We start from the raw sequence: 23,803 nt of genomic DNA on the forward strand, positions 1-23,803 counted from the left end.
CTCACCAATCGGGCTGCCCGGCAAATAGCGGAATAAAGATAAGGGCATTACATATCTCTTATCTTTTTGTTTGCAACTCTTTGTACAATGAGTTGCAATTTAATAATTCTCTAGGATTCCCACATTCCACAATAGTCCCATTCTTTATGACAACAACACAATCTGCTATCATCGCTCTCTCTACATCATGTGTTGCCACAATTCTCGTTACATTTCTCCCTATCCTTTCAATTATATTCCAAACCAGTTCTTGATTGCCTGGATCTAACCCAGCCGTCGGTTCATCTAAAATAATAAGAGTTGGATTTGATACAATCGCTCGCAATAATGCGAGACGTTTTCTTTCGCCTCCTGAAAGCTCTTCACCGCTTTTATGTAGCACAGTTTGACTCCCTTCAGGTAACCCTCTAATAATCGGCGTTACATTTATAAGTTCACTATTTTTTTCTAACTGATTTTCTAAACACTCTTCCCCGAAATACATATTCTCTGTTACCGTCGTTCGGAAAAAACGTGGTTCTTGCCAAACTGTAGTCATACGAGCTTCATTACCATAATAAGCAATGCTACCGTTAGATGGTTTATACAAGCCCGTTATTAACTTTAAAAGCGTTGTTTTTCCTGCACCGCTTTCTCCCACAATAATAACGAGTTCACCAGGACGAATTTGCAAATCAATATTACGAATTCTGCATTTCTCTTCGTCATTCTCCTGAAATGAAACATTTGTTATCCTGATACCCATCGCTCTTTCTACATTGTTATCTGCTGCTCGTTTATTTAAAAAGCAAAAAGTTCTATTTGCCGAAGCGACTGCAACTTGTGTCATTATTAATAAATCGCCCACATAACGGACAGGGAAAAAGAGCATCTCAATTGTCGCTAACACTGCAATGAGTGAACCAACTTCTATTTCTCCCCTCATTATTTTTTGTGCACCTATAATGAGAACAAGGATATATGCTCCTGTTTCAATCACCGTTCCAACTACTCCAATACAATGTTGCATCATCGTCTTCTTTACTTCCGATTTATACGATTGTGCCGTTACTCTTTTAAATAAGCGAATTGCCCATTTTTCTTTTTGTAAACTCCGCAAATCTTGTATCCCCTTTACAAACTGTGACACCATCTCTACAACACTTGAGTGATTTTTTTGAGCAACGCTTGCAATATCTCTTACCTTTTCTCCCATCAGTATTGGAACAATTGTACTTAAAAATAAAAACGGAGTTACCCACAATATAAACTGTATATCTATATGTTGTAGTGCTATGAAAGCTCCAATAAATTGGGCAATAGCGTGTATATATTCTATTAATATAGAGCCATATAATCTGACCCAGTTCGGAATATCAGACACGACCAAAGTTTCTAACTCTCCTTGCTTAATCTTCTCACTCTCTTCAAACGGTAATGAGAAATAGTGACGCAATAATTCTATACGTTTCGTTTGTAATATACGTTGACTCGCTTTTGAACTTATATAATCAAATAAAAGATTGTTCGCCCACATTAAAAAGCGACTACCCGCAAACAAAGCTATATATAAATACGCACCTTTTAGCTCTCTTTGAATAAGATTGTCTACAATTAATCCCATGAAAATTGGGCGTGATAAATTTAAAATGGCAGCAATTATCCCACTACATACAGCTGCTATTACTAATATTTTCTCTTGTCGTAACGGCAACAATATTCTTTTATACTCTGTCATGACGTTTCCTCCATTTTTATAGTAAAAAGAAAGGGATGAAACCAAATGGTTTCATCCCTTTCCATAAAATAAGGAAGCTAACTATTGTTAGCTTCCTTATTGTTCATTTCAATTATTTAGTTCGACACTTTTGATTCTTCAATTTTCTCACGAAGAACCATTTGCAGAATACCACCGTGACGGTAGTAATCAATTTCAACTTCACTATCGAAACGAGCTACTACTTCAAATTGTTTTTCGTTGCCATCTAAATCAGTTGCAACTACTTTTACAAGATCACGTGGTCTAACTGATTTGTCGATTTGAATTTCAAATGACTCGTTACCAACAAGACCTAACGTTTCAGCACTTTCGCCATCTTTAAATTGAAGTGGTAATACACCCATTAACACTAAGTTACTGCGGTGAATACGTTCGAAGCTTTCTGCGATTACTGCTTTAATACCTAATAAGTTAGTACCTTTCGCAGCCCAGTCACGAGAACTTCCCATACCATAATCTTTACCAGCAACAACTAGAAGACCTGTGCCATCTTCTTTATATTTCATAGCAGCATCATAGATTGATGTTACTTCACCAGTCGGCCAGTATGTTGTATATCCGCCTTCTGTTCCTGGTGCAATTTGGTTTTTAATACGGATGTTCGCGAATGTACCACGCATCATAACTTCATGGTTACCACGACGAGAACCGTAAGAGTTAAAGTCAACTGGTTGTACGCCGTTTTCTAATAAGTAGCGTCCAGCTGGTGTGTGCTTACCGATTGAACCTGCTGGTGAAATGTGGTCTGTCGTTACAGAGTCACCAAATTTACCAACTACGCGTAAGCCTGATAACGTTTCAACTTCACCTGGTTCTTTAGATAAACCTTCAAAGAATGGTGGGTTTTGAATGTATGTTGAATCATTATCCCAAGTATATAAAGCTTCGTTTGAAGTTTGGATTTCATTCCAACGCTCATTGCTGTTAAATACTTGTGCATATTCTTTCTTGAACAGTTCAGATGTAACAACGCTTTGAACTACATCTTCAATTTCTTTAGCTGATGGCCAAATATCGTTGAAGTAAACAGCATTGCCATTTGCATCTTTACCGATTTCATCATTTTTCAGGTCAATATCAACAGTACCTGCAAGTGCATATGCCACAACAAGTGGTGGTGATGCTAAGTAGTTTGCTTTTACAAGTGGATGAATACGACCTTCAAAGTTACGGTTACCAGATAAAACAGATGTTACTAGTAAGTCGTTTGCTGCGATTGCTTCTTCTAATTCTGGCGCTAATGGACCAGAGTTACCGATACAAGTCGTACAGCCGTAACCAACTGTTTGGAAACCTAATTGATCTAAATATGTTGTTAAACCAGACTTATCTAAGTACTCTGTAACAACTTTAGATCCTGGTGCTAATGATGTTTTTACATACTCAGGTACTACAAGTCCTTTTTCAATTGCTTTCTTCGCAACTAGACCTGCTCCAATTAATACGTATGGGTTTGATGTATTTGTACAGCTTGTAATTGCTGCGATTGCAATTGCACCTGTTTTCATCGTTACTTCTTTATCTTCTAATGTAACCTTCACTTCTTTATCGAACTCTTGCTCATTAAATCCAAGTCCTTGTGTTCCAACTGGTGCTACAACAGCTTTGTGGAACGCATCTTTCATATCTGAAAGTGGAATTAAATCTTGTGGGCGTTTCGGTCCAGAAAGGTTAGATTCAATTGTATTTAAATCAATTTCAACAAGATCAGTATAGATTGGATCTTTACTGTCTGCTGTATAGAATAAACCGTTCGCTTTACAGTATTCTTCAACAACGCGAATTTGTTCTTCATCTCTACCTGTTAAACGTAAGTATTCTAATGAAATATCATCGATTGGGAAGAATCCACAAGTTGCGCCGTATTCTGGTGCCATATTTGAAATTGTTGCACGGTCAGCTAAAGGCATGCTCTTTAGTCCATTACCGAAGAACTCAACAAATTTACCAACTACACCTTTTTGACGTAATACTTGTGTTACTTTTAATGCAACGTCTGTCGCTGTAGTACCACTTGGAAGTGTACCAGTTAATTTCACACCGATTACTTCAGGTACTGGGAAGTATGAAGGCTGTCCAAGCATTCCTGCTTCTGCTTCAATACCACCAACGCCCCATCCAAGAACGCCGATACCGTTAATCATTGTTGTATGTGAGTCTGTTCCAACTAATGAATCTGGGTATGCAACTAAGTCACCTTCAGCATTTTTCACAGCATGAACAACTGGTGCTAAATATTCAAGGTTTACTTGGTGTACAATACCTGTAGCTGGTGGAACCGCACGGTAGTTATCAAATGATTTTTGTGCCCAGCTTAAAAATTTATAACGTTCTTCATTACGTTTAAACTCTAAGTCCATGTTGAATGCAAGCGCGTCTGCCGTACCCGCTCTATCAACCTGTACAGAGTGGTCAATTACAAGGTCTACAGTAATTTCAGGATTAATTTTGTCAGGATCTCCGCCCATGTCTGCCATTGCTTTACGAAGCGAAGCCAAATCAACAACAGCTGGAACACCAGTGAAATCTTGTAAAATTACACGAGATGGTTTAAATGGAACATCGATATCTTGCACATCTTTCGTTCCCCATTTCGCTAAATTTGTAACATGCTCTTCTGTGATTACACGTCCGTCTACTTGACGAAGTACTGATTCAAGTAAAACTTTCACGGAATATGGTAATTGAGATACGTTGCCAACCCCTGCATTTTCAAGCGCTTTCAAATCATAATAATGATACGTTTTTCCATCTACTTCAAAAGTTGCACGTGATTGAAATGGATTATGTTTGACCATTATGTTTCCCCCCTGTTAAACGTGACTAAGTTGTCTGAATATAAAATGTAGACAAACTTTTCAATACCTTACGATAATATCTTATTACAACTTTCTAAATAAGTAAATAATAAGAAACTTATAGATTATCATAAGTTTTCTTTATGTTTCTAAATTTGAATAGCTTTCATACTCCTTATGAATACTATTATCATAAAGTAAAGTGCTCTATCAGCGGTTTACTTACAGTTCATACATACTATGAACTGCTCATCATTCAACATACAAAAAATGTTATAGAGGTGAAATAAAATGGGTAAAAGAAAAGCAAATCATACTATTTCAGGAATGAATGCTGCATCTGCACAAGGACAAGGAACTGGTTACAATGAAGAATTTGCAAACGAGCCTTTAACTCCAGCAGAGCGACAAAATAATAAGAAACGTAAAAAGAACCAGTAAAGAAAAATCCCAAAAGGTCTATTTTCCTTTTGGGATTTTTTCTAATGTTTATAACGTAGTAATTCCGAAACCGTTACAAATCGATAGCCCTGCTTTTTCAGCTCAGGTAAAATTTTTGCTAGTGCCGCTACCGTTTGACTACGATCATTTCCTCCATCATGTAACAATACAATATCGCCACTTTTAGCATTTTTCACTACATGATTTACAATGGATTCAACCCCTGGATTTGCCCAATCACGTGGATCTTGATGCCACGACCATAGAACAGTTTGATAACCAGCTTCTTTCGCTGTTTTAAATACAGCGTCGTTAATATATCCGCCAGGAGGACGGAATAACAAAGGTTCTTTCACCCATTTTTCAAAAAATTTCTTTCCATCTAAAATATCATTTTCTAATTTTTCATCTGATGAATTACTCGCATACAAATGATTCATCGTATGATTTCCAATTTCATGTCCCTCTTTTAACACTTGTTTCACTAAATATGGATTGCGCTGAACTCGAAATCCAATCATAAAAAATGTCGCTTCAGCCTTATATTGACGTAATAAATCTAAAACTTGTGGTGTATACGTTGGATCTGGTCCATCATCAAATGTAATTGCAATAATTTTTTCATTATTAGGTACTTCCCATGTTACATAACCAGTTGGTTCTAACTCTTTTCTGAGCAACATTTTCGCTTCCACTTTTTCCACTTGAAATATATGTACTGCACATAGCAAAGAAAAAACTAATAGAAAAATTTTCTGTTTTAGCATAACGTTTACTAAAGCAGCAAGGTTGTCGAATAAACAACAACCTCATTTACTTTTCTAATCGATCTACATTTCGCATTATATTTTGGAGATTATTTTCATATTGCTCAAGTTGTGGACGTTGTGTTTCTGAAGCTACCTCTAGTGCATTTTGAATTTGTTCATATGCTTCCTGAACCTCTTGGCGTAATTCTTTTAAATCATGACCGTAGTTTGGATCATTTTTCACAATGTTGTTAAATGCATTTTCTGCTTGTGTAACGCCTTGCTGCGCTGCTTGAAACGCTTGTTGTTTATCTTTATGATATGGCATTATATAATCCCCTTTCTGTAATAGTTAGTCCCAATTATCTTTACCTTTTTTTCTAAAAACATTCTCGTATAAATTTGCAAACTTCTCTCATTCTAAAGAGGAAGAGGAGGTGTCACATACAATGGGAAAAAACAATCGTGAAGCGAAAGAAAAAAAAGGACAACCTGAACCATTAAGCGGATCTCATAAAGTAAAAAACCGTAACCATTCACGCCAAAAACATCATGCGCATCATGATATGTAAAACAAAAAGTGCACACTAGCTATCTTTTCCACATACAATGTTTATATTTTTCCATTTATTCTTCACCCCCTACTTCATTCATGCATAACATAGTATGAATTGAGATTTTACGGAGGGTGTCTTACATGGGCAAGAAAAAGAAGGATTGTCTTTTTCATGTTGATGGTTTCGAAGAATGGATGGATCAATTTTGTTCTGACTCTTGTAGTAACTTTAGTTTCCCAAATCAAATTCATATTGACCTTTGCGAAACGGAACAAGAATACATTTTGGAAACAGATGTACCAAATGTAACTGAACAAAATGTAGTCATTAAAAAGATGAAGACAGGCCTAACCATTTGCATACTTCATAATAATATTTCTTTACAGCGGATCATTCCTTTACCCGATAATATTATTTATAAGAAGATGCTAGCCTGCTTAGAAAATGGATATTTAGCCATTCATATTTCCAAAAATGAAGTTGCTGATAAGCATGAAAAGAAAGTTCTTTTTTCAAATTAAGAGTTAATATAATACGCACTAAGCCCCAGTTGGTTACTGGGGCTTATGTTATTTCGCATGCATTTCTATATTAGAATTTCTATCATATCTTTTTTTCGATAAACCTTTTGTAACTAAAAGCACAGGAAATGCCACAGTTGAAAATATAGCTAGTGCTGAAAATATTGCAAACCCATTTTGGTACCCGTAGTAATCGAGAAGTACTCCTCCAAACCACGGACCTATTACTGCTCCAATTCCCGAAAAACCCATCGCACCGAAGTATGTTCCTTTTAGATGCGCAACAGCAATATCATCAATAAATACATCCGTCATTGAAAACATTAAGACTTCTCCAATTGTAAAAATAATTGTACAGACGGCAGCACCTAGCATAGATTCTACTACTCCAAATCCAAACAATCCTCCGCTCACAAATAAAGTTCCAACCATAATGGATGCTAATGGTGTGTATTTTTTGCACATTTGAATAACAGGGTATTGGATAATCACTACAACAATTGCATTTAAAGCGAGCATATATGAGAATAGCTTCACTCCATCCTCAAATATATGTGCATTTGCAAAATATTGAGATACTGTCGTCGTTAAATGTGAAAAGCCGCAATTACTCAAAATAATACCGACTAAAGCAACTAAAAATACTATATCTTTTCGCAATATACGCATTGCATTTAACATTGTAACAGGTTTTTCTGTACTCACTTTCTTTTTTTCCATTGGATACTTCTTAAATTGGAACGCTAATATAGCTGTATATAGAATATATACCCCAGCTGCTACTAAAAAAGGAATTGTTGATTTTGCACTTCCAATCTGTAATCCAACAATTGGTCCAATAGCAACTCCAACATTTATTGCACCGTATCGTAAGTTATAGACGAGTAACCGATACTCAGGCTTTGTTAAATCTGATAATAATGCTCTTGATGTTGGCTCAAAAAACGACCTACATAATCCATTTAAAGCGTTTAATAAAAAGAAACTTAAAACATGATCCGCAAGTGAAAAACCTATAAACACAAAAATCCAAACGATCATGGACCAGAGCATAATCGTTTTCCGGCCAAATCGATCTGATAAATTCCCTCCGATAAAACTAGCAAAAACACCAACAAGTGCACTCGTTCCGATAATAGCACCAGTCATTCCAGCTGATACACCTTTAACAGTCGTTAAATAAATCGCTAAAAAAGGGATACTCATTGAAGTTGCAAACCTAGCAAACAATGTCCCTAAAATAATACTCATTCCAAGCGGATGAATATGCTGTAACTTCCCCTTCATCGTTAAACCTACTCTCTCTATTTTCACAAAAAAAAGAAAGCAAAGGATCTGCTTTCTTTTCCTTTTTCTATACTTGAGCTGTTGATACCCGAGTTGTTCTCGTTATGTCCATATCAATTCCATATGTGAACTGTAATTCTTTACACACATCTTTAATTAAGATTGCGACATTATACTTTTCATTAAATTGTAAAACTATGTTTTCTACTTCTTCATATGTATACTTATATTCCCCTGTAATGACACTTTTTAGATCAAAGCATTCGTTAATACAAAGTTGTACAAGTAGCTGGTCATATTTCTCTATTACATCTTCTTTCTTCCAAAGTAACTCTTTTACATATAACCGATCAAACTTCACACTTTCTCGATTACAATCCGTTAAAATCCGGGTCATTTCATTTAATTCTCGATATAATTCAGAAATATTTCTGCTTAAACTAAGCAGTTTATCTACGCCGTTTTCATATAACATATTCATTCCACCCCCGCATTTTCTTTTTCTTATTATAGCAAGAAAATTCTAAAAATAGTTTCTTTCTTCTGAAATATTAGGAAACTAATTTCAATTGCTTTACAATGAAACTAGTTAATGCGAGAGGAGAAAGAAAATTGGAGCACAAATTATATTACACTGACGCTTATAAGCAAGACTTTACTACTAAAATTATAAAGCGAGATTATGATAAAGACGGTAACTTATACGTTGTTTTGAATGAAACAGCATTTTATCCGACAGGTGGCGGACAACCATATGATACTGGTACATTAAATGATATCAATGTAATCAATGTAGAAGAGATAAACGGAGAAATTCGTCATTACATTGCAGAACAATTACATACAGAAGACGTAGAAGGTAAAATCAATTGGGAGCGCCGTTTTGATCATATGCAGCAACATGCGGCTCAGCACATTTTATCTGCTGCCTTTTGGGACCATTTTAACATGCCTACAATTGGATTCCATCTTGGTAAAGAAACAGTAACAATTGATTTAGAAACAGAAAATCTTCATGCAGAAACGGTTGAAAAAGCAATACAAATTGCAAACAAAATTGTTTTTGAAAACCATCCAATCCGCATCCAGTGGATGAACTTAGAAGAAGCGAAAACGTTGCCCCTTCGTAAAGAACCGACTATGACAGAAAATATACGCGTTGTTATGATCGAAAACTTTGATTATAACGGCTGTGGCGGAACACACCCGAAACGTACTGGTGAAGTAGGTCCTATTCAAGTTCTTAGCTGGGAACGCAATAAAGGTGGCATACGACTAACGTTTATCGCTGGCTGGCGCACACTTAAATTAATAGGGCAGCAACAACAAATTATGAAGAATGTTTCCAAACAATTAAACAGTAGCGAAACTGATATTCCAACAAAAGTGGCGCAACTGCTTACTTCTCAAAAAGAAAACGAAAAAGCAATACAAACAATGAATGAAAAATTATTATTTGCAGAGGCAAATGAACTACTTCAACACCCTACGGAAATACATGCCGGCATACTTATTTCTAAAGTATTTACAAATCGTTCTATGCAAGAAATCGCAAAGCTTTCCGCTATTATTACAGAACAACAAGAGCATGCAATTACGTATTTCGTCATCGAAAATGATGACAAACTACAATGTATTCTCGCTTGCGGAAAATCAGTATCACTCGATATGAATGCTCTTTTAAAAGACGCTCTTCCTACAATCGAAGGAAAAGGTGGCGGAAATAAGAAGAGTGCTCGCGGTGGCGGGAAAGCAATTATGAGCGGAGATGAATTTTTAAATCAGCTTGTTTCTTCTTTACAGTCAGCAGTTTAAAACATGTTATGAAGGATAGCGAACGGCTATCCTTCCCCTATATTTACAGACCTATATTTTGTTTCAAACCTTGATAACTCCCTGCATTTACAAAACCTTCACTTATAAGATTGATAAAAGTTTCCGAAAAACCATAATGACTTAAATCTTTAATCGGCACCATTTGCACATCATGAATTGGATTATGATCAAACTCGTTAGAAGGTAGCATAATTTCACCTTCAATCCTTTTAAGCAAAAACGTTATATGTAATAAAGACGGGCGAGCATCTGGTTTATCACAAACATAGAGTAGCTTCTGAATGTTAACTTCTAACCCTGTCTCTTCTCTCATTTCTCGAATCATTGCTTCCTCTAACGTTTCGCCATTCTCTGCTCTTCCTCCAGGTAAAGACCAATTTCGATTAGCCACTTTTTGCTTTACTAGCAATACCTTTTCATCTTCAATTAAAATTCCTGTAACACGAACTTGCATTACATTTTCCATATGCAATCTCCTCTTCCCATTATATTTACAAATTAACCCTTCCATAAAAAGAACATATGTTTTATAATTAAAGAAAATTATGGAAGAAAGTAGTTGTTACATTCATGCGTCCACCTTTAACAAAGTCTATATCACTTGAAGATTTCCAAAACTATTATTGGTTAAAAGCAGAACTCCAAACATTTTGTCGTGAGAATGAGTTGCCAGCTAGTGGCTCTAAGATCGAAATAACCGAGCGTATCTCACATTATTTAACTACTGGTAAAATATTAAAAAACAGCTCTGTTCAAAAGGTGAGTAAAGCTTCCCTATCCTATAAAGACCTTTCTCTTCAAACGATTATTACTAACAATCACCGCTGTAGCGAAGATGTTCGTGCTTTTTTCAAAGAAAAAATCGGAACAAACTTTCGCTTTACAGTAGCTCTTCAAAAATTTTTCAAAGAGAATGTTGGAAAAACATATGAAGACGCGATAGCTTTTTGGCATGAAGAAAACGAACGAAAAAAAGACCCTACATACAAAACAACTATCGGTACAAAATTTGAATACAATCGCTTTACTCGTGACTTTTTCGAAGATCCAAATAATAAAGGGAAAGCAAAAGCTGATGCGATTGCTGCTTGGAACGAAATGAAAGCGAAGCCTGGTAGCAATATTTATGTTCCTCAAAAAGTAGAAAACTAATTACCTCGCTAGTCTTCTACTTTCTCAAATAATAGCGCAATCCCTATCCCGCCTCCAATTCCTAATGTAGCAATTCCATATTTCATAGACTCTCTTTGTGCCTGATAAAACAAACGTGTTACAAGCATAGCACCAGATGCACCGTACGGATGACCGAGCGCAATTGCTCCACCATTTACATTTACTTTTTCGTACGGAATTTGTAACTCTTTTGCGCAAGCAACAACTTTTGAGGCGAATGCTTCATTTATTTCAAAATAATCGATGTCCTCTACTTTTACATTCATTTCGTTTAATAATTTGTTCACCGCAAATATCGGACCAGTCCCTGGAAGCTTGGGATCCACTCCCACTACAGCACTACGAACGAAACGAAGTACAGGCTTGTATCCTAATTTTCGGGCTTGCCCCTCTTCCATTACAAGAACGGCACATGCTCCATCATTTACACCACATGAATTCCCCGCCGTTACTGTACCATTTTGTAAAAATGCAGGTTTTGTTCTTTTAATCATTCGTTCATAATTCATTTCTAGCTTTATAGATTCATCTAATACTCCATTAAAAGACAATATTTCATCATATATAAATCCTTTTTCTAATGCTTGCAGTGTTCGTCTGTAACTGAGGCAAGCATACTCGTCTTGCATTTCTCTCGTGATGTTATAACGTTCTGCAACATATTCAGCCGCTACTCCCATGTCAGGATCACCAATTGTTTCAGGTGAAAATCGTGCTCTTTTTTGAAAAGGTGACGTACTTGTACTCTCTACTCCCCCGGCGATATAACACTTACCTGCCCCGCCTTGAATGAGATAACACGCAGTTCGAATTGCTTCTAAACCAGCACCACATTGCCGATCAATCGTTACACCAGGAATATGATAGCCAAGTCCCGCCTCTAAAGCAGATAGTCTCGCAACATTCCCTCCCGGCCCAACAACATTACCTAATATGACATCATCTATTTCCCTCTCAATCCCTTTACTTAAAAACGTAAGAAGCGGCGTTGTTAATTGCTGAACTTCATACTCTTTTAACATCCCATTCTTCTTACCAATAGGTGTTCTTTTCGCCTCTACAATGACTGCTCTATTCATATATTTTCTCCCGGTTTTCAATCATACTTTTTGCTTCCATACGAGCGATTTTCCCACTATTTGTATAAGGTATTCCATCTACAAAATGCCATTCTTTCGGTATTTTAAAAGAGGATAATCTCTGTAAGCAAAAACTCTTTAATTGTTGTTTCGTAGCACTTCCTTTTACGATCGCGACGGGCTTTTCACCCCAGTAACTATCTTTCACACCAATTACAACTATTTCATCAACAGCTGGGTGTTCATGTAATACACTTTCTATTTCTTCTGGATAAATATTGATTCCTCCAAATAAAATCATATTCTTCTCTCTACCAACAATATATATAAAGCCTTCTTCATCTTCATAGCCTACATCTCGCACTGTCATCCAACCTTCTGCATTCAACTCCCGTGTTAAAACCCCATCTATTATGTATCCCATAAAAAACTGATCACTTTTCACATAAACAGTTCCTATTTCACCTTTTTGTACTTCTTCGCCTGCTTCATTACATATTCGAACTTGCACATTATGACAAGGTTTTCCTACTGAATTTGGCCTTCTTTCGCTTTCTGCATCGACTAGTGCTGTTACAAAACTTAACTCTGATGCACCATAAAATTCATATCTTTTCGCATAAGGAAATATATTCTTTATTTTTTCTTTCGCTTCAGCTTCCCATTTCGCTCCTGACGAAATAATTTTCACTTTATTTTCTATTAATCTACTTTCTTTATATAAAGATTCAAGCATTGTCGGAACTGTATACATAACTGATATATTTTCAGTTTCTAACTTATCTAATACTTGATTTGGAAAGAACTTTCTCATAATGTGCACTGTTTGTCCTACATATAATGCACTTATTGCCCCGTATAAGAAAAGAGAATGAACGAGCGTCCCAGCTATTAAAATTGAATCCTCCCTTTTCATATGAAAGTCATGTACATTACAATCAAAACTATGAACCCACGATTGCTGTGCACGTAAAAATGCTTTTGCTGTTCCTGTTGATCCTGATGTAAATCCCATATAAAAAGGAGCATGTTGTACACTTTCTACAGTGGAATATGTAGGAAGATATTTCTCTATCATTCTTTTCCACTCATCAATTTCAATTACTCTTCCTTCTTCATCCAATAGATCATTCACCTTATATCGTTCTGTCACAATCATATCCGGATTACTAATTTCAATTCTTTCTCTGAGCTCATCTTGTTTCCACTTTATATCTAACGGAACACAAACCCACCCGGCCATAGCGGCACCAGAAAATAGTTGTAAAAACTCTATATGATTTTCTAATAGGATTGCTATCGTTTTATTCTTCGATTTTTTTTCATTTAACCAGCTTGCTACTTTACAAACTGATTCAAACCACTCTTTATATGTTAAAACTCTATCATTTTCCTTTATCGCTATTTTATTTGGTTGTAAAGAGGCATGCTTTTTATATTCTTTTGTAATCCCCATATGAGACGTCCTTTCTTTACAATAATAATAAAAAGAAACACGCAATTAACGTGTTTCTTCCCTTTATCATCCCGCATTTGTATATTTTCCATTCTTTAAAGCGGGCGTAATAATATGTTTCAATGAACGATGTAATTTTGTTACGAGAACTGCCGCAATAATTGCTTTTATACAATCCCCTGGTAAAAACACAGCACTCACTTTCATTGTCTCCCATACAGAAACATCCATTAAGAACGCTTGTACAGTAATACCAAATACATAAACTACGAAAATACCACCAATTATATTAATACATAATACTTTTATAATAGAAACTTCACGTAAACGCTCAATTAAATAACCAATAACAAACGCCCCAATGATGTAACCAAGTAAATATCCTGCACTTGGTCCAACAAATACACCAAGGCCACCGCGTCCACCAGCAAGCAATGGTGCTCCAACTCCTACAATAAGTAAGAAAATAAGCTGACTTAACGCACCTAGACGTGATCCTAACAACCCACCCGCAAGCATAACACCGAGTGATTGCAATGTAATTGGAACTGGTGTAATAGAAAGAGCAATCGGAGGTATTAACCCTAACACTCCCATAATAGAACTAAATAAAGCGACAAAAACTAAGTTTTTTGTATTCATATTTGCTTCTCCTATTTGTAAACTTAAAATTTATTTTAGGTAACATATCACAAAAATCATATTATCTTTCCATTCTTCTTTTGTCAACCATTAATGTATTAGAGTTTACAAATAGAAGTTCACTTATTTCTCTCTATGCAAATGCTCCAGTTCTTTCCGAAGCGCCTGTTTTAAAAACTTCCCAACAGATGTTTTCGGTATTTCTTCCATAAAGACAATATCGTCTGGCAACCACCACTTCGCAAACTGTGGTTTTAAAAACTCATATATTTCTTCTTTTGTAACCGTACTATTTTTCTTTTGAACAACGCAGGCAATTGGTCGCTCTTGCCACTGAGGGTGAGGAACTGCAACGACAGCCGCTTCAAATATAGCATCATGTGCCATTAAAGCATTTTCAAGATCGACCGAAGAAATCCATTCTCCCCCGCTTTTAATAACATCCTTCGTACGGTCAACAATTTTCACGCAACCTTCCTCATCCACTGTGACAACATCACCAGTATATAACCATCCATCGCGAAAACCTTCGACAGTACGATCATCGTTATAATAGCTTTCAGCGATCCAAGGTGCTCGTAAACATAGTTCTCCCATCTCCGTACCGTCCCACTTCACTTCACCATTTGTACCGACTACTTTCATCTCTACACCAGGGACAAGATACCCTTGCTTTGATCTAATTTCTAATTGCTCTTCATACGATAATTCTGTTTCATAACTTTTTAAACGTGCAAGTGTTACGAGTGGGCTTGTTTCGGTCATACCATATGCATGGATGAAAGGAACATTGTGTTTCTGTTCAAATGCTTTAATAACACTTTTCGGTGCGGCTGCACCACCACATAGTATTCTCGTCATACTAGATAAATCATAACTATTATTTTCTAACTCTTGTAATACACCGAGCCAAATTGTCGGCACACCGGCAGCTAACGTCACTTTTTCAGATTGGATCATTTCTAATAAAATTTTCGGCGTAAACATCGGTCCTGGAAGAACTTGTTTTGATCCAAACCAAGTAGCAGCGAAAGGAAGTCCCCAAGCATTCACATGGAACATCGGTACAATTGCCATCGCCGCGTCACTTTCCGATAAAGCAGCTGTATCCGCTAAACCGAGTGCCATGCAATGCAGTACAGTACTACGATGCGTATATACAACACCTTTCGGATTTCCTGTAGTCGCTGACGTATAACACATACCAGCTGGTGTATTTTCATCAATATCTTTTACAAATTGGAAATTGGGATCGCCTTCTTCTAATAGCTTTTCATAATGATATACAGGCTTCAGCGTAGTGTTTGGGAGTTCATCTTTATCAGTCATAATAATGTAAGCTTGTACAGTTGATAATTGTGATTGAATATTTTCAACAAGCGGTACGAGATCTTCATCTATAAGTAGAATTCGGTCTTCTGCGTGCTGAATAATGTATGAAATATGTTGAGGAGATAAACGAATATTAATTGTGTGTAAAACGGAAGCAATACCAGGAATAGCAAAATACGCCTCCACATGTCGATGATGATTCCACGCTAACGTTCCTACACGTTCGCCTTCCTTAATCCCAAGCTTTTTTAACGCACTAGAAAGTCTTCTCGTCCTTTCTCCTAGCTGCTTATACGTTAATGTCGTAATGGTATCATGTGTACGAGAAACAATTTCTTTCTTTGAGAATAACTTTTCTGCTCTTTCCATCATAGAACTAATTGTTAGCGGTACATTCATCATCATATTGGTTACATCCCCCTTTAAAGCGTTTTCATTTTTTCGTTTATTATAACAGACTTCCGCAAATGATTACGACATTTTTCTGTATTTTCTGAATTATTTCTTTGGAAATAATTCAGAACGATAAACTATCTACCTTTTTTCTTACTTTCTTTTTCAGTTTAAAAATAAAACGATTACTGTATTCCTTATTTTCTACTAAAATTCGATATATCTCCCATACTCCTAACACACGAACAAAAAGATAAACTCCGATTTGTTGTTATCAAAATAAAAAAACTCCTTGATTTATTTAAAGGAGTTTTTCAATGTAAGATATTTCATTGATTCATATATCCTTCTCTAGATATACAATATCTTTTTGTATCGCGATTCTTACCTTTAATAAACATATCCTTCTGAATTGTATATTTGTACTCCATATTCAAACGTTTCATTAATTTTTCAGATGCTTCATTTTCTGAATCACATCCCGCTTCAATACTATTAAGATGCAACTCATGAAAACCATAGTAGAAAAAAGCTAATGCAGCCTCCGTGGCTAATCCTCTTCCCCAATATTTTCGAGATAAGGCGTATGCAATTTCTGCTGTATGTGTGACCAAATCATATTTTATAAATCCACACGTGCCTATAAGTTTTTTCTCCTCTTTTAATACAATTCCAAGAGGTGCTACTTGCCCTTCATTATATTGCCCCACAATCTCTTCTACATAGTTATATGTGTCACATAACGATCGATGAGCATCCCATACAGTAAAAGTTGTCATCTCTTTATCTGTAGCATACTCATATATATGTAAACTATCACTCATATTCATTTTCCTTAACATAAGTCGTTTCGTATACAACGTTGGATATGACCATTTCTCAATGATCATAACGGCTTCTGCTTAAACTTTTCATAATGTCGTACTTTTAATAGAAGGATATTCCCACAATCTGTACAAATATACGCATCCACCGGTGAAGATGTGAACATCGTTTCCTTTTTCCGTATTTGTGCATATCCGACAAACTCACCTTCTCCTATGTTTTGAGAACCACAATTAGAGCATGTCTGCACGGTTTTTTGTTTCATGAGAGCACCACCTTTAATCTGTTTCCACTCCCTTCGACAGCTCACTTCCATTTCCCTTCCAAAAAAACTCTTATTCTCTCACATTTCAACAGGAATCTCAAAACAAAAATCGTATATGTACTATGAAATATATTTATTAACGGAGGAATTTTATGACTACTGTTATGACACTCGATATAGCAACAGAAATTGAAAATGCAGAAATTGACATGCTCTCTTCTAGATTAGAGAGACTACAAACAATAAGCGGAAACCCAATGCAAGTGCAAATGAAAAAATTCGGTAGCGCCACTGCCTTTTCATCAAAAATAATTGCTGGTCCTGCTTTTAATACAGTAAAAGGTATTACAAATGCAGATGCGATTGATGCAATCATTTCTTATTATGAATCACTACAAATCCCTTGTCGTTTTGAAATTACCCCAGCACAAGGTACAACTGAATTATTTCAATACTTATCTCAAAAAGGGTTTTATCAATCTAGCTTCCATACTGCTTTGTATAGTATACCGAGAGAGGGTTCATCACTTCTTCCTTCTAATATTACAATACGAAAACTAAAAGAAAATGAGTTTGATATTTTTGCAGACATTTATGTACGTGGATTTAATATGCCATCCTTTACAAAAGATAGCGTGCGCCAAAATAATGAAATTCTTTACAATGAACCAGGGTGGCATTTTTTCATAGCTGAAGTTCAAAATATCCCTGCTGGTATTGGTGTCCTGTATATAAATAAGGGTGTCGCATCATTAGCTGCTTCTGCTACTTTGCCAGAATTTCAGCGTAAAGGCTGTCATACTGCATTAATTCAAAAACGAATTAAGACAGCTATTGAATCCAATTGTACTTTAATAGTTGGACAAGCAAGGTTCGGTAGCGGCAGTCAAAATAACATGGAACGTGCTCACATGAAAATCGCTTATACAAAATCAATATGGACCGCAAAAGACATATTATAATTTACTTTATTTCTCCTTCCGTTACATTTTTAAACATTTTATGACAATTCCTTTTCTATCCTATTAATCATTTGAATATTCAAACTAGATTTGTTACGATATTACTAGATACATCATTCAACTTGCAATATGAAAAGAGAATTCTAATCAAACTACAAGGAGGAGAAATGTATGACTAAACATGATCATGGTTTAAAAGAAAAAGTAGAAGGTGCCATTGATAAGGTAAAAGATGAAGTAAAAGAAGTTGTTGGGAAAGTAACTGACAATAAGAAATTACAAGCTGAAGGAAAATGGGATAAGGTGAAAGGCACTGCTAAAGATACAGTTGGTAATGTGAAAGAAAAAGTACATGAATATAAGGAACATAAGAAAGAAAAATAAAAAAGAGCCCATCGGCTCTTTTTTTATTTCCCTTCATTTTTCTCTAACACGTATAAATCTTCTTCCATATTCGTTAATTTCTCACTTACAAGCTTTCTTGCATCTCCAATTGCTTGATTGTATGCAAATGGTCCAACTAATTTAATCATTTCTTCTATTAAACGCTCTGCTTGGAAACGTCCAATTTCATCTAGATCTTCTTCCATGAAAAATTGCTGAATTTGTGCTACAAGCTCTTCTTTTTTATCATTTGGTATTTTTATATTCATCATCGTTGTTACTCCTCTATATTTAAGATAATATCTTCCTTAACTCTACCATAGAAAAACGATTACCAGGACAGCTTTTTGTAACTCCTTCTAACTCCCTATGACCTAGTATATGTTCTTTCTTTATAGCAAATTGCTTCATAAACATTTTGCATAAAGAATATAATGCATTCACTTGCGGGGGAGTGGGATCGTATTTATCGAAATTTCCCGTCATACATATTCCAATTGTATGACGGTTATGGTCTTTCGCGTGCGCTCCAATATGTAAACCTCGCCCTTCCACTACAGTTCCATCCTTTTCGATAAAATAGTTGTAACCAATTCCGCTCCACCCCCTTACAGTTTGATGAAATTCATGCGTTTTATACACGTCCCATCCATCTTCAGCTGTATGGTGAATAATCAGTTTGTTTACTTTTTCTAAAGGAACTAATTCATCTTGAAATGTTAGATTGACACGTTTAATTTCCATTTGAACTGCCTCCTCTTAAAAATCAATCATAATAATCGTTTTATCATCTGGCCTTATTCTCTTTTCCGCTTCTAGCTCTTCAATAATTGCTATATATTCGTTTATACTATTCTTTCTTATATATGCAACAGTTTGTTCTAATGACCAATCTGGGTGAAATAACCCGTCTGAACAAATAAAAATCCCACTCACTTCATCTGTATGTAATTCACCATGTTGTAAATAATGTATCGCTTCTTTCATTCCATTTGCAACTGAATAACCATTTGGCATATTTGCAAGATAACGATTGTATTTTAACTGTTCTCGAACATCTTGAAAAACATATTCTTCTGGTACAGATAACCCTTTTTTACGATCTTCTTCCCTCTTCTTTTTTGCTCTTTTACTAATTCCTTCAACTGTGTCTTTCGTTAATACTTGCATCGTTCCATTTTGAAAAGTTGCGACAATCATACAGTCCCCAAGCTGCGCATATTCAATTTTCTCACCAACTATTTGGACTGCCGCGATACATGTGCACCACAAATGCTCTTTTTTTCTCGTGTCTACTTCATATTCTAACATTTTGCTTTGCAATGCTTCATTTGCTTTGGCAACTGCAAATTGTAAACTATGATTCTCTCGTAATGCAGTAAAATAACTTGCAAATAAATGCGAAGCGATGTATGCTCCATTATGTCCCTTTTCATCACGAAACGGGACAAGTGGTGTTGCACCGTCACATACACCATAAATCTTTTTTTCTTTATTACAAAAATAAGAATCCTCACATTCTTGCTTCAACGGGCTTTTCTGTTGATATGTTTTTATCTTCACAACTGTATCCCCTTTCAAATGATAAAATACTCAAATTCTTTTGATTAATCTAATTTACCTAAATAAACTGTTTTTACCCAAAACTTTCAATATCATATATAATCTTGAAATAATATGAATTTTTCAGTGAAGGACGGGAAAGAAATGGTCAGATTCCTTGGTGTTATTATCGGTTCTATTATTATTGCGGTTGCCTTTAATCTTTTCCTTATCCCCCACAAAATTTTAAGTAGTGGAATTGGCGGAATTGCTATTATTTTAGGGATTGTAACCCCTGTAAACACAGGCATTATTAACTTTGTATTAAACTTACCTATCCTTATTTTAGGGTACATAGGTCTTGGAAAAAAAGTAATTTTTAACACAGTTGTCTCTGTAGTTGTATTATCTGTTGCATTATACTACGTTCCAGTAAAAGTCGTAGCAACAGATCCATTGTTATCTTCTATCTTCGGAGGTGTAATCGCTGGAGCTGGTATTGGTCTTGTTTTTAACTGTAATGGATCCACTGGTGGATTTGATATTATCGGTATGCTTTTATCCCGCAAGCGAGACATTAAACTTGGCGGATTCCTTATTATTTTAAATGCAGTCGTTGTAATAATCGCAGGATTCTTCTTCACCTGGGATGTTGCACTTACAAGCTTACTTTCAATTTATGTAACTGGTAAAGTAATTGATGCTGTTCATACAAAACATCGTAAAGTTACACTTATGATTGTAACAAATGAAGCAGAAAAAATGAAAAAACAACTTCTTTCAACTGTTGTACGTGGAATAACGTTACTTGATGGCGAAGGTGCTTATTCAAGCGAGAAAAAGCGTGTACTTATGACCGTCGTTTCTCGTGAAGAATTAGCAAGTATGAAACTAACAATTTCTGAAATCGACCCGAATGCATTCGTTAATATTACAGAAACTGTAGAAGTGTTAGGACTTTTCAGAAGAAGTTAAAGACTAGGTGGGAATCCACCTAGTCTTTATTTTGCATAAATTCAATTCGGTTTCCAAATGGATCTGACACGTAAAATCGAATTACATCTGGCCGTGCATAATCATCAATCACTTTAACACCTTGCTCTATAAGTGTTTGCTTAAATTCATTAATTTCATTCACATAAAAAGCTGGATGAGCCTTTTTAGCTGGTGTAAAGTTCCGCTCGACACCAATATGGATTTCTTGATTTCCGCATTTAAACCAACATCCACCTCGTTTTTTCAACTCTTCTGGCTTTGGAATTTCTTCCATACCAATCGTATTCCCATAAAAATCACGCGCCTCTTCTTCACACCCTACAGGTGCAGCTACTTGCACGTGATCAATCCCTTGAATATAATTTTTCATTTTCTCTCCCCCTCCTCTACCCTAATGTTATACGGAAAACAGCCGTCTGTAACTTACAAAAGGTTTATAAAACAATATAAGCTCCCCTTATTACCATCCTGCATTCACCTTGCAAAAAATAAAAAAAACAAAATTTATTCTATAACTTCCATTTTTTATAGAAATACACATTACATCTATATTATAGTTATGAATAGACAAATCTTTTTAGATGCTATTTGTACGGAGGAACTATTATGAGTCGTAAAAAATATTCACCAACTCAAAACAAACGTCATCCGAACATTTCTAGACGTTTGCGAAACCATATACAAGATCGTTCATTAACAGAAATGTACGCATCTCTGTTCGAACACAATCCTGATAGTATTATTTCATTAAATTTAGAAGGAGTTATTCTACATATAAATCCTTCTGCCGAAAGAATATTAGGTTACACTTCTTTAGAATTAGAACAGAAAAATATTACCTCTATTTTAGAAGCCCATATTTCTGAGCAAGTATTACAAAATATAAAGAATACTGAAGCGGATAATCAACAAGAGTATATCTTATCTATTTATCATAAAAATGGATTCTTATTAGATGTTGTGACAAAACTAGTTCCTATTTTTGTTCAAAATCGTCTTACTGGCGTATATGCTATTATGAAGCCGCTTGAAAAATCAGAAAGAATTGAGAATATGCTAAAAGAAAGTGAGAAGAGATTACGTACATTAGTAAACTCCATGCCTGCGTTTGTTATTTTTAAAGATCATGAAGGGCGCTGGCTTGAGGCAAATGATTACGCACTTTCTTGCTTCAATTTCCATCATGTACCTTACCACGGGAAAAAAGATAGCGAACTCATTCAATATAATGAAGCATACCGAGAAGCTTTTTTACATTGTGAAGAAATCGATGAACTAGCATGGCAACAAAGACAAATTCTTCATGGCGAGGAATTTATTATACATAGAGATGATTTCGATCTAATCTTAAGTATATCAAAAGTTCCGCTTTATCATCCTGATGGTTCTCGCAAAGGTCTTATCGTGATGGGGAGAGATGTTACTGAGCTAAAAGAAACTGAAAAGTTACTACGAAAATCAGAGAAGCTCGCAGTAGTCGGACAACTGACAGCTGGAATTGCCCATGAAATTCGAAATCCACTCACTTCTCTAAAAGGTTTTCTAACGTTGCTCCTCCCTGAAATAAGTGAGGAGCAGAAATGGTATATCGATGTTATGTTAAGTGAGATTTCACAAATGGAATCCATCACGAGTCAATTTATGGCGATGTCTAAGCCACAAGTATTATCTATCCAAACTTGTAACATACAAACTTTAATTGAAGAGGTAGTTACATTTATTTTACCGACTGCAATTATGCATAGCGTTCATATCATCATGGATCATTTTGATTACGTATATGATATTCAATGTGACGGTAACCAATTAAAACAAGTTTTTATAAACATATTAAAAAATGCGATAGAAGCAATGCCAAATGGCGGAAATATTTTCATCCAAACAAAACCATTAGAGGATAATTTCATCTTAATACGAATTATCGATGAAGGTTGCGGCATTCCTGAAGATCGTATCTCCCGTCTAGGCGAACCTTTTTATAGTTTAAAAGAAAAAGGCACAGGACTAGGATTAATGATGTGTTACAAAATAATTGAAGAACATCATGGTAGATTACACATTTCAAGCGAATTAAATAAAGGTACGATTGTTGATATTGAGCTACCACTTTCTTCATCTCATCTTGCAATCCAGTCTTAAATAAAAAAGAAGCATCTGCTAATCGTTAGCAGATGCTTCTTTTTTAAAATGCTTTGTCATACCACTCTTTTGCTTTTTCTACTTCACCCATCGTTAATTGATGCCCTCGATTTTCCCAATGCATTGTTACATTCGCATTTGCATTTTCTAATAGTGCCTTCAATTCCTCTGACTCTGCTGATGAACAAATTGGGTCATTTGTCCCAGCAGCAATAAACACAGATTTCCCTGCTAAATTTGCTAATTGAATTCCTCTTCTTGGTACCATTGGGTGATGAAGCACAGCACCTTTCAATGCATTTTCGTAATGGAATAATAAGCTTGCTGCGATATTTGCCCCATTCGAATAACCGATAGCTACAATGTTATTTCTATCGAATTTATATTCTTTAGCCGCTTCATCTAAAAATTCATTTAATTCCTTCGTACGGAAAATTAAATCCTCTTCATCAAAAATGCCCTCTGCTAATCGGCGGAAGAAACGCGGCATCCCATTCTCTAACACATTTCCCCTAACGCTTAATACCGACGCTTCCGGATCAATTATTTCTGCAAGTGGTAGTAAATCTAATTCATTACCACCTGTGCCATGAAGTAATAACAACACTGGTTTTGACGTATCTTTTCCTTTTTGAAAAACATGTTTCATCATAATCCTGTTCCCCCT

At 35.7% G+C, this 23,803-nt stretch carries 27 protein-coding genes and 1 pseudogene; 9 read left to right on the forward strand and 19 right to left on the reverse strand.

Translation table 11 applies throughout. The annotated features are described in order from the left end of the window. Positions 1-58: 58 nt before the first annotated feature. Complete coding sequence (locus MHH55_RS12070) at positions 59-1,717, reverse strand: ATP-binding cassette domain-containing protein (RefSeq protein WP_139362417.1); 1,659 nt, start codon at positions 1,715-1,717, stop codon at positions 59-61. Between the two features lie 116 nt (positions 1,718-1,833). Further along, entirely contained in the window at positions 1,834-4,557 is a 2,724-nt protein-coding gene (acnA, locus tag MHH55_RS12075; protein ID WP_000238564.1) for an aconitate hydratase AcnA, read from the reverse strand. Between the two features lie 291 nt (positions 4,558-4,848). On the opposite strand from acnA, the gene sspO reads away from it, so the two are divergent. Next, on the forward strand, positions 4,849-4,998 hold the full coding sequence (gene sspO, locus MHH55_RS12080) for an acid-soluble spore protein SspO (RefSeq protein WP_000518057.1): 150 nt from the start codon (positions 4,849-4,851) through the stop codon (positions 4,996-4,998). Positions 4,999-5,039: 41 nt separating this feature from the next. Here sspO and pdaB read toward each other — a convergent pair whose 3' ends face one another. Together pdaB and MHH55_RS12090 are read right to left on the reverse strand one after the other, a co-directional pair. Then, complete coding sequence (gene pdaB / locus MHH55_RS12085) at positions 5,040-5,765, reverse strand: polysaccharide deacetylase family sporulation protein PdaB (protein WP_061665781.1); 726 nt, start codon at positions 5,763-5,765, stop codon at positions 5,040-5,042. A 46-nt stretch (positions 5,766-5,811) separates the two neighbouring features. After that, positions 5,812-6,075, reverse strand: a complete 264-nt coding sequence (locus MHH55_RS12090; protein WP_001146296.1) for a hypothetical protein — start codon at positions 6,073-6,075, stop codon at positions 5,812-5,814. 121 nt (positions 6,076-6,196) lie between these two features. Between MHH55_RS12090 and MHH55_RS12095 the strand changes: the two genes are divergently transcribed. Beyond that, on the forward strand, positions 6,197-6,319 hold the full coding sequence (locus tag MHH55_RS12095; protein ID WP_000517649.1) for a small acid-soluble spore protein P: 123 nt from the start codon (positions 6,197-6,199) through the stop codon (positions 6,317-6,319). A gap of 125 nt (positions 6,320-6,444) precedes the next feature. Continuing rightward, on the forward strand, positions 6,445-6,825 hold the full coding sequence (locus MHH55_RS12100) for an Hsp20 family protein (protein WP_000516748.1): 381 nt from the start codon (positions 6,445-6,447) through the stop codon (positions 6,823-6,825). Between the two features lie 48 nt (positions 6,826-6,873). On the opposite strand, the gene MHH55_RS12105 is transcribed toward MHH55_RS12100, so the two are convergent. Together MHH55_RS12105 and MHH55_RS12110 are read right to left on the reverse strand one after the other, a co-directional pair. Continuing rightward, on the reverse strand, positions 6,874-8,112 hold the full coding sequence (locus MHH55_RS12105) for an MDR family MFS transporter (protein ID WP_000676811.1): 1,239 nt from the start codon (positions 8,110-8,112) through the stop codon (positions 6,874-6,876). Between the two features lie 67 nt (positions 8,113-8,179). Beyond that, positions 8,180-8,587, reverse strand: coding sequence for a hypothetical protein (locus MHH55_RS12110; RefSeq protein ID WP_000965149.1), 408 nt, complete (start codon positions 8,585-8,587; stop codon positions 8,180-8,182). A 137-nt stretch (positions 8,588-8,724) separates the two neighbouring features. Between MHH55_RS12110 and MHH55_RS12115 the strand changes: the two genes are divergently transcribed. Beyond that, positions 8,725-9,927, forward strand: a complete 1,203-nt coding sequence (locus MHH55_RS12115) for an alanine--tRNA ligase-related protein (RefSeq protein ID WP_176116533.1) — start codon at positions 8,725-8,727, stop codon at positions 9,925-9,927. Positions 9,928-9,970: 43 nt separating this feature from the next. Here the strand turns inward: MHH55_RS12115 and MHH55_RS12120 are convergent, their stop codons facing one another. Next, positions 9,971-10,414, reverse strand: a complete 444-nt coding sequence (locus tag MHH55_RS12120; protein WP_000432568.1) for an NUDIX hydrolase — start codon at positions 10,412-10,414, stop codon at positions 9,971-9,973. A gap of 104 nt (positions 10,415-10,518) precedes the next feature. Between MHH55_RS12120 and MHH55_RS12125 the strand changes: the two genes are divergently transcribed. Beyond that, positions 10,519-11,100 carry a DUF6434 domain-containing protein gene (locus tag MHH55_RS12125; RefSeq protein WP_078186351.1) on the forward strand — a complete coding sequence of 194 codons (582 nt, stop codon included), beginning with the start codon at positions 10,519-10,521 and terminating at the stop codon, positions 11,098-11,100. Positions 11,101-11,108: 8 nt separating this feature from the next. Here MHH55_RS12125 and MHH55_RS12130 read toward each other — a convergent pair whose 3' ends face one another. From MHH55_RS12130 to MHH55_RS12160, 7 genes and pseudogenes are all read right to left on the reverse strand, one after another. Beyond that, positions 11,109-12,200 carry an acetyl-CoA C-acyltransferase gene (locus MHH55_RS12130; protein WP_001078009.1) on the reverse strand — a complete coding sequence of 364 codons (1,092 nt, stop codon included), beginning with the start codon at positions 12,198-12,200 and terminating at the stop codon, positions 11,109-11,111. Then, the gene (locus MHH55_RS12135; protein WP_000513152.1) at positions 12,193-13,656 is read right to left on the reverse strand and encodes an acyl-CoA synthetase; all 1,464 of its coding nucleotides are present in this window, start codon (positions 13,654-13,656) and stop codon (positions 12,193-12,195) included. The genes MHH55_RS12130 and MHH55_RS12135 overlap by 8 nt, the downstream gene beginning before the upstream one ends. A gap of 66 nt (positions 13,657-13,722) precedes the next feature. Then, on the reverse strand, positions 13,723-14,298 hold the full coding sequence (locus MHH55_RS12140) for a biotin transporter BioY (RefSeq protein WP_001093334.1): 576 nt from the start codon (positions 14,296-14,298) through the stop codon (positions 13,723-13,725). Positions 14,299-14,421: 123 nt separating this feature from the next. Continuing rightward, a complete protein-coding gene (locus MHH55_RS12145; protein ID WP_000980172.1) occupies positions 14,422-16,035 on the reverse strand; it encodes a long-chain fatty acid--CoA ligase in 1,614 nt (537 codons plus the stop codon). 112 nt (positions 16,036-16,147) lie between these two features. After that, positions 16,148-16,288: pseudogene (locus MHH55_RS12150) on the reverse strand (helix-turn-helix domain-containing protein); the annotation flags it as partial. A 64-nt stretch (positions 16,289-16,352) separates the two neighbouring features. Continuing rightward, the gene (locus MHH55_RS12155; RefSeq protein WP_000582845.1) at positions 16,353-16,913 is read right to left on the reverse strand and encodes a GNAT family N-acetyltransferase; all 561 of its coding nucleotides are present in this window, start codon (positions 16,911-16,913) and stop codon (positions 16,353-16,355) included. Further along, positions 16,910-17,113, reverse strand: coding sequence for a hypothetical protein (locus MHH55_RS12160; RefSeq protein ID WP_000810948.1), 204 nt, complete (start codon positions 17,111-17,113; stop codon positions 16,910-16,912). Before MHH55_RS12160 ends, MHH55_RS12155 begins: the two co-directional genes overlap by 4 nt. A 152-nt stretch (positions 17,114-17,265) precedes the next feature. Here MHH55_RS12160 and MHH55_RS12165 point away from each other — a divergent pair, with 152 nt between their 5' ends. Next, positions 17,266-18,075 carry a GNAT family N-acetyltransferase gene (locus MHH55_RS12165; protein WP_000214343.1) on the forward strand — a complete coding sequence of 270 codons (810 nt, stop codon included), beginning with the start codon at positions 17,266-17,268 and terminating at the stop codon, positions 18,073-18,075. 171 nt (positions 18,076-18,246) lie between these two features. Beyond that, the gene (locus MHH55_RS12170; protein WP_078186350.1) at positions 18,247-18,459 is read left to right on the forward strand and encodes a CsbD family protein; all 213 of its coding nucleotides are present in this window, start codon (positions 18,247-18,249) and stop codon (positions 18,457-18,459) included. 23 nt (positions 18,460-18,482) lie between these two features. Here MHH55_RS12170 and MHH55_RS12175 read toward each other — a convergent pair whose 3' ends face one another. Genes MHH55_RS12175 through MHH55_RS12185 form a run of 3 tightly spaced genes read right to left on the reverse strand, consistent with a single transcriptional unit; the run spans position 18,483 to position 20,040 of the window. Continuing rightward, complete coding sequence (locus MHH55_RS12175; RefSeq protein WP_000981066.1) at positions 18,483-18,731, reverse strand: DUF2164 domain-containing protein; 249 nt, start codon at positions 18,729-18,731, stop codon at positions 18,483-18,485. A gap of 19 nt (positions 18,732-18,750) precedes the next feature. After that, complete coding sequence (locus MHH55_RS12180; protein WP_078186349.1) at positions 18,751-19,203, reverse strand: peptidoglycan recognition protein family protein; 453 nt, start codon at positions 19,201-19,203, stop codon at positions 18,751-18,753. A gap of 15 nt (positions 19,204-19,218) precedes the next feature. Beyond that, positions 19,219-20,040 (reverse strand): protein phosphatase 2C domain-containing protein, encoded by an 822-nt coding sequence (locus MHH55_RS12185; RefSeq protein ID WP_002041632.1) that lies wholly within the window; start codon positions 20,038-20,040, stop codon positions 19,219-19,221. A gap of 126 nt (positions 20,041-20,166) precedes the next feature. On the opposite strand from MHH55_RS12185, the gene MHH55_RS12190 reads away from it, so the two are divergent. Then, positions 20,167-20,976 carry a YitT family protein gene (locus MHH55_RS12190; protein WP_000251344.1) on the forward strand — a complete coding sequence of 270 codons (810 nt, stop codon included), beginning with the start codon at positions 20,167-20,169 and terminating at the stop codon, positions 20,974-20,976. A 19-nt stretch (positions 20,977-20,995) separates the two neighbouring features. On the opposite strand, the gene MHH55_RS12195 is transcribed toward MHH55_RS12190, so the two are convergent. Next, positions 20,996-21,367, reverse strand: a complete 372-nt coding sequence (locus MHH55_RS12195; protein WP_000800772.1) for a VOC family protein — start codon at positions 21,365-21,367, stop codon at positions 20,996-20,998. A gap of 236 nt (positions 21,368-21,603) precedes the next feature. On the opposite strand from MHH55_RS12195, the gene MHH55_RS12200 reads away from it, so the two are divergent. Then, positions 21,604-23,136, forward strand: a complete 1,533-nt coding sequence (locus MHH55_RS12200) for a BA3702 family sensor histidine kinase (RefSeq protein ID WP_000087662.1) — start codon at positions 21,604-21,606, stop codon at positions 23,134-23,136. Positions 23,137-23,179: 43 nt separating this feature from the next. On the opposite strand, the gene MHH55_RS12205 is transcribed toward MHH55_RS12200, so the two are convergent. After that, the gene (locus MHH55_RS12205) at positions 23,180-23,788 is read right to left on the reverse strand and encodes an alpha/beta hydrolase (protein ID WP_074555561.1); all 609 of its coding nucleotides are present in this window, start codon (positions 23,786-23,788) and stop codon (positions 23,180-23,182) included. Between the last annotated feature and the right edge of the window lie 15 nt (positions 23,789-23,803).

Origin of the sequence: Bacillus sp. FSL K6-2944 (assembly GCF_038005385.1) — a bacterium.
GTDB lineage: Bacteria > Bacillota > Bacilli > Bacillales > Bacillaceae_G > Bacillus_A > Bacillus_A cereus.

Coding starts and splice junctions, on each gene's coding strand:
- MHH55_RS12070 (WP_139362417.1), bottom strand. CDS start 1,717: ATGACAGAGTATAAAAGAATATTGTTGCCGTTACGACAAGAGAAAATA.
- acnA (WP_000238564.1), bottom strand. CDS start 4,557: ATGGTCAAACATAATCCATTTCAATCACGTGCAACTTTTGAAGTAGAT.
- sspO (WP_000518057.1), top strand. CDS start 4,849: ATGGGTAAAAGAAAAGCAAATCATACTATTTCAGGAATGAATGCTGCA.
- pdaB (WP_061665781.1), bottom strand. CDS start 5,765: ATGCTAAAACAGAAAATTTTTCTATTAGTTTTTTCTTTGCTATGTGCA.
- MHH55_RS12090 (WP_001146296.1), bottom strand. CDS start 6,075: ATGCCATATCATAAAGATAAACAACAAGCGTTTCAAGCAGCGCAGCAA.
- MHH55_RS12095 (WP_000517649.1), top strand. CDS start 6,197: ATGGGAAAAAACAATCGTGAAGCGAAAGAAAAAAAAGGACAACCTGAA.
- MHH55_RS12100 (WP_000516748.1), top strand. CDS start 6,445: ATGGGCAAGAAAAAGAAGGATTGTCTTTTTCATGTTGATGGTTTCGAA.
- MHH55_RS12105 (WP_000676811.1), bottom strand. CDS start 8,112: ATGAAGGGGAAGTTACAGCATATTCATCCGCTTGGAATGAGTATTATT.
- MHH55_RS12110 (WP_000965149.1), bottom strand. CDS start 8,587: ATGTTATATGAAAACGGCGTAGATAAACTGCTTAGTTTAAGCAGAAAT.
- MHH55_RS12120 (WP_000432568.1), bottom strand. CDS start 10,414: ATGGAAAATGTAATGCAAGTTCGTGTTACAGGAATTTTAATTGAAGAT.
- MHH55_RS12125 (WP_078186351.1), top strand. CDS start 10,519: ATGCGTCCACCTTTAACAAAGTCTATATCACTTGAAGATTTCCAAAAC.
- MHH55_RS12130 (WP_001078009.1), bottom strand. CDS start 12,200: ATGAATAGAGCAGTCATTGTAGAGGCGAAAAGAACACCTATTGGTAAG.
- MHH55_RS12135 (WP_000513152.1), bottom strand. CDS start 13,656: ATGGGGATTACAAAAGAATATAAAAAGCATGCCTCTTTACAACCAAAT.
- MHH55_RS12140 (WP_001093334.1), bottom strand. CDS start 14,298: ATGAATACAAAAAACTTAGTTTTTGTCGCTTTATTTAGTTCTATTATG.
- MHH55_RS12145 (WP_000980172.1), bottom strand. CDS start 16,035: ATGATGATGAATGTACCGCTAACAATTAGTTCTATGATGGAAAGAGCA.
- MHH55_RS12155 (WP_000582845.1), bottom strand. CDS start 16,913: ATGATCATTGAGAAATGGTCATATCCAACGTTGTATACGAAACGACTT.
- MHH55_RS12160 (WP_000810948.1), bottom strand. CDS start 17,113: ATGAAACAAAAAACCGTGCAGACATGCTCTAATTGTGGTTCTCAAAAC.
- MHH55_RS12165 (WP_000214343.1), top strand. CDS start 17,266: ATGACTACTGTTATGACACTCGATATAGCAACAGAAATTGAAAATGCA.
- MHH55_RS12170 (WP_078186350.1), top strand. CDS start 18,247: ATGACTAAACATGATCATGGTTTAAAAGAAAAAGTAGAAGGTGCCATT.
- MHH55_RS12175 (WP_000981066.1), bottom strand. CDS start 18,731: ATGATGAATATAAAAATACCAAATGATAAAAAAGAAGAGCTTGTAGCA.
- MHH55_RS12180 (WP_078186349.1), bottom strand. CDS start 19,203: ATGGAAATTAAACGTGTCAATCTAACATTTCAAGATGAATTAGTTCCT.
- MHH55_RS12190 (WP_000251344.1), top strand. CDS start 20,167: ATGGTCAGATTCCTTGGTGTTATTATCGGTTCTATTATTATTGCGGTT.
- MHH55_RS12195 (WP_000800772.1), bottom strand. CDS start 21,367: ATGAAAAATTATATTCAAGGGATTGATCACGTGCAAGTAGCTGCACCT.
- MHH55_RS12200 (WP_000087662.1), top strand. CDS start 21,604: ATGAGTCGTAAAAAATATTCACCAACTCAAAACAAACGTCATCCGAAC.
- MHH55_RS12205 (WP_074555561.1), bottom strand. CDS start 23,788: ATGATGAAACATGTTTTTCAAAAAGGAAAAGATACGTCAAAACCAGTG.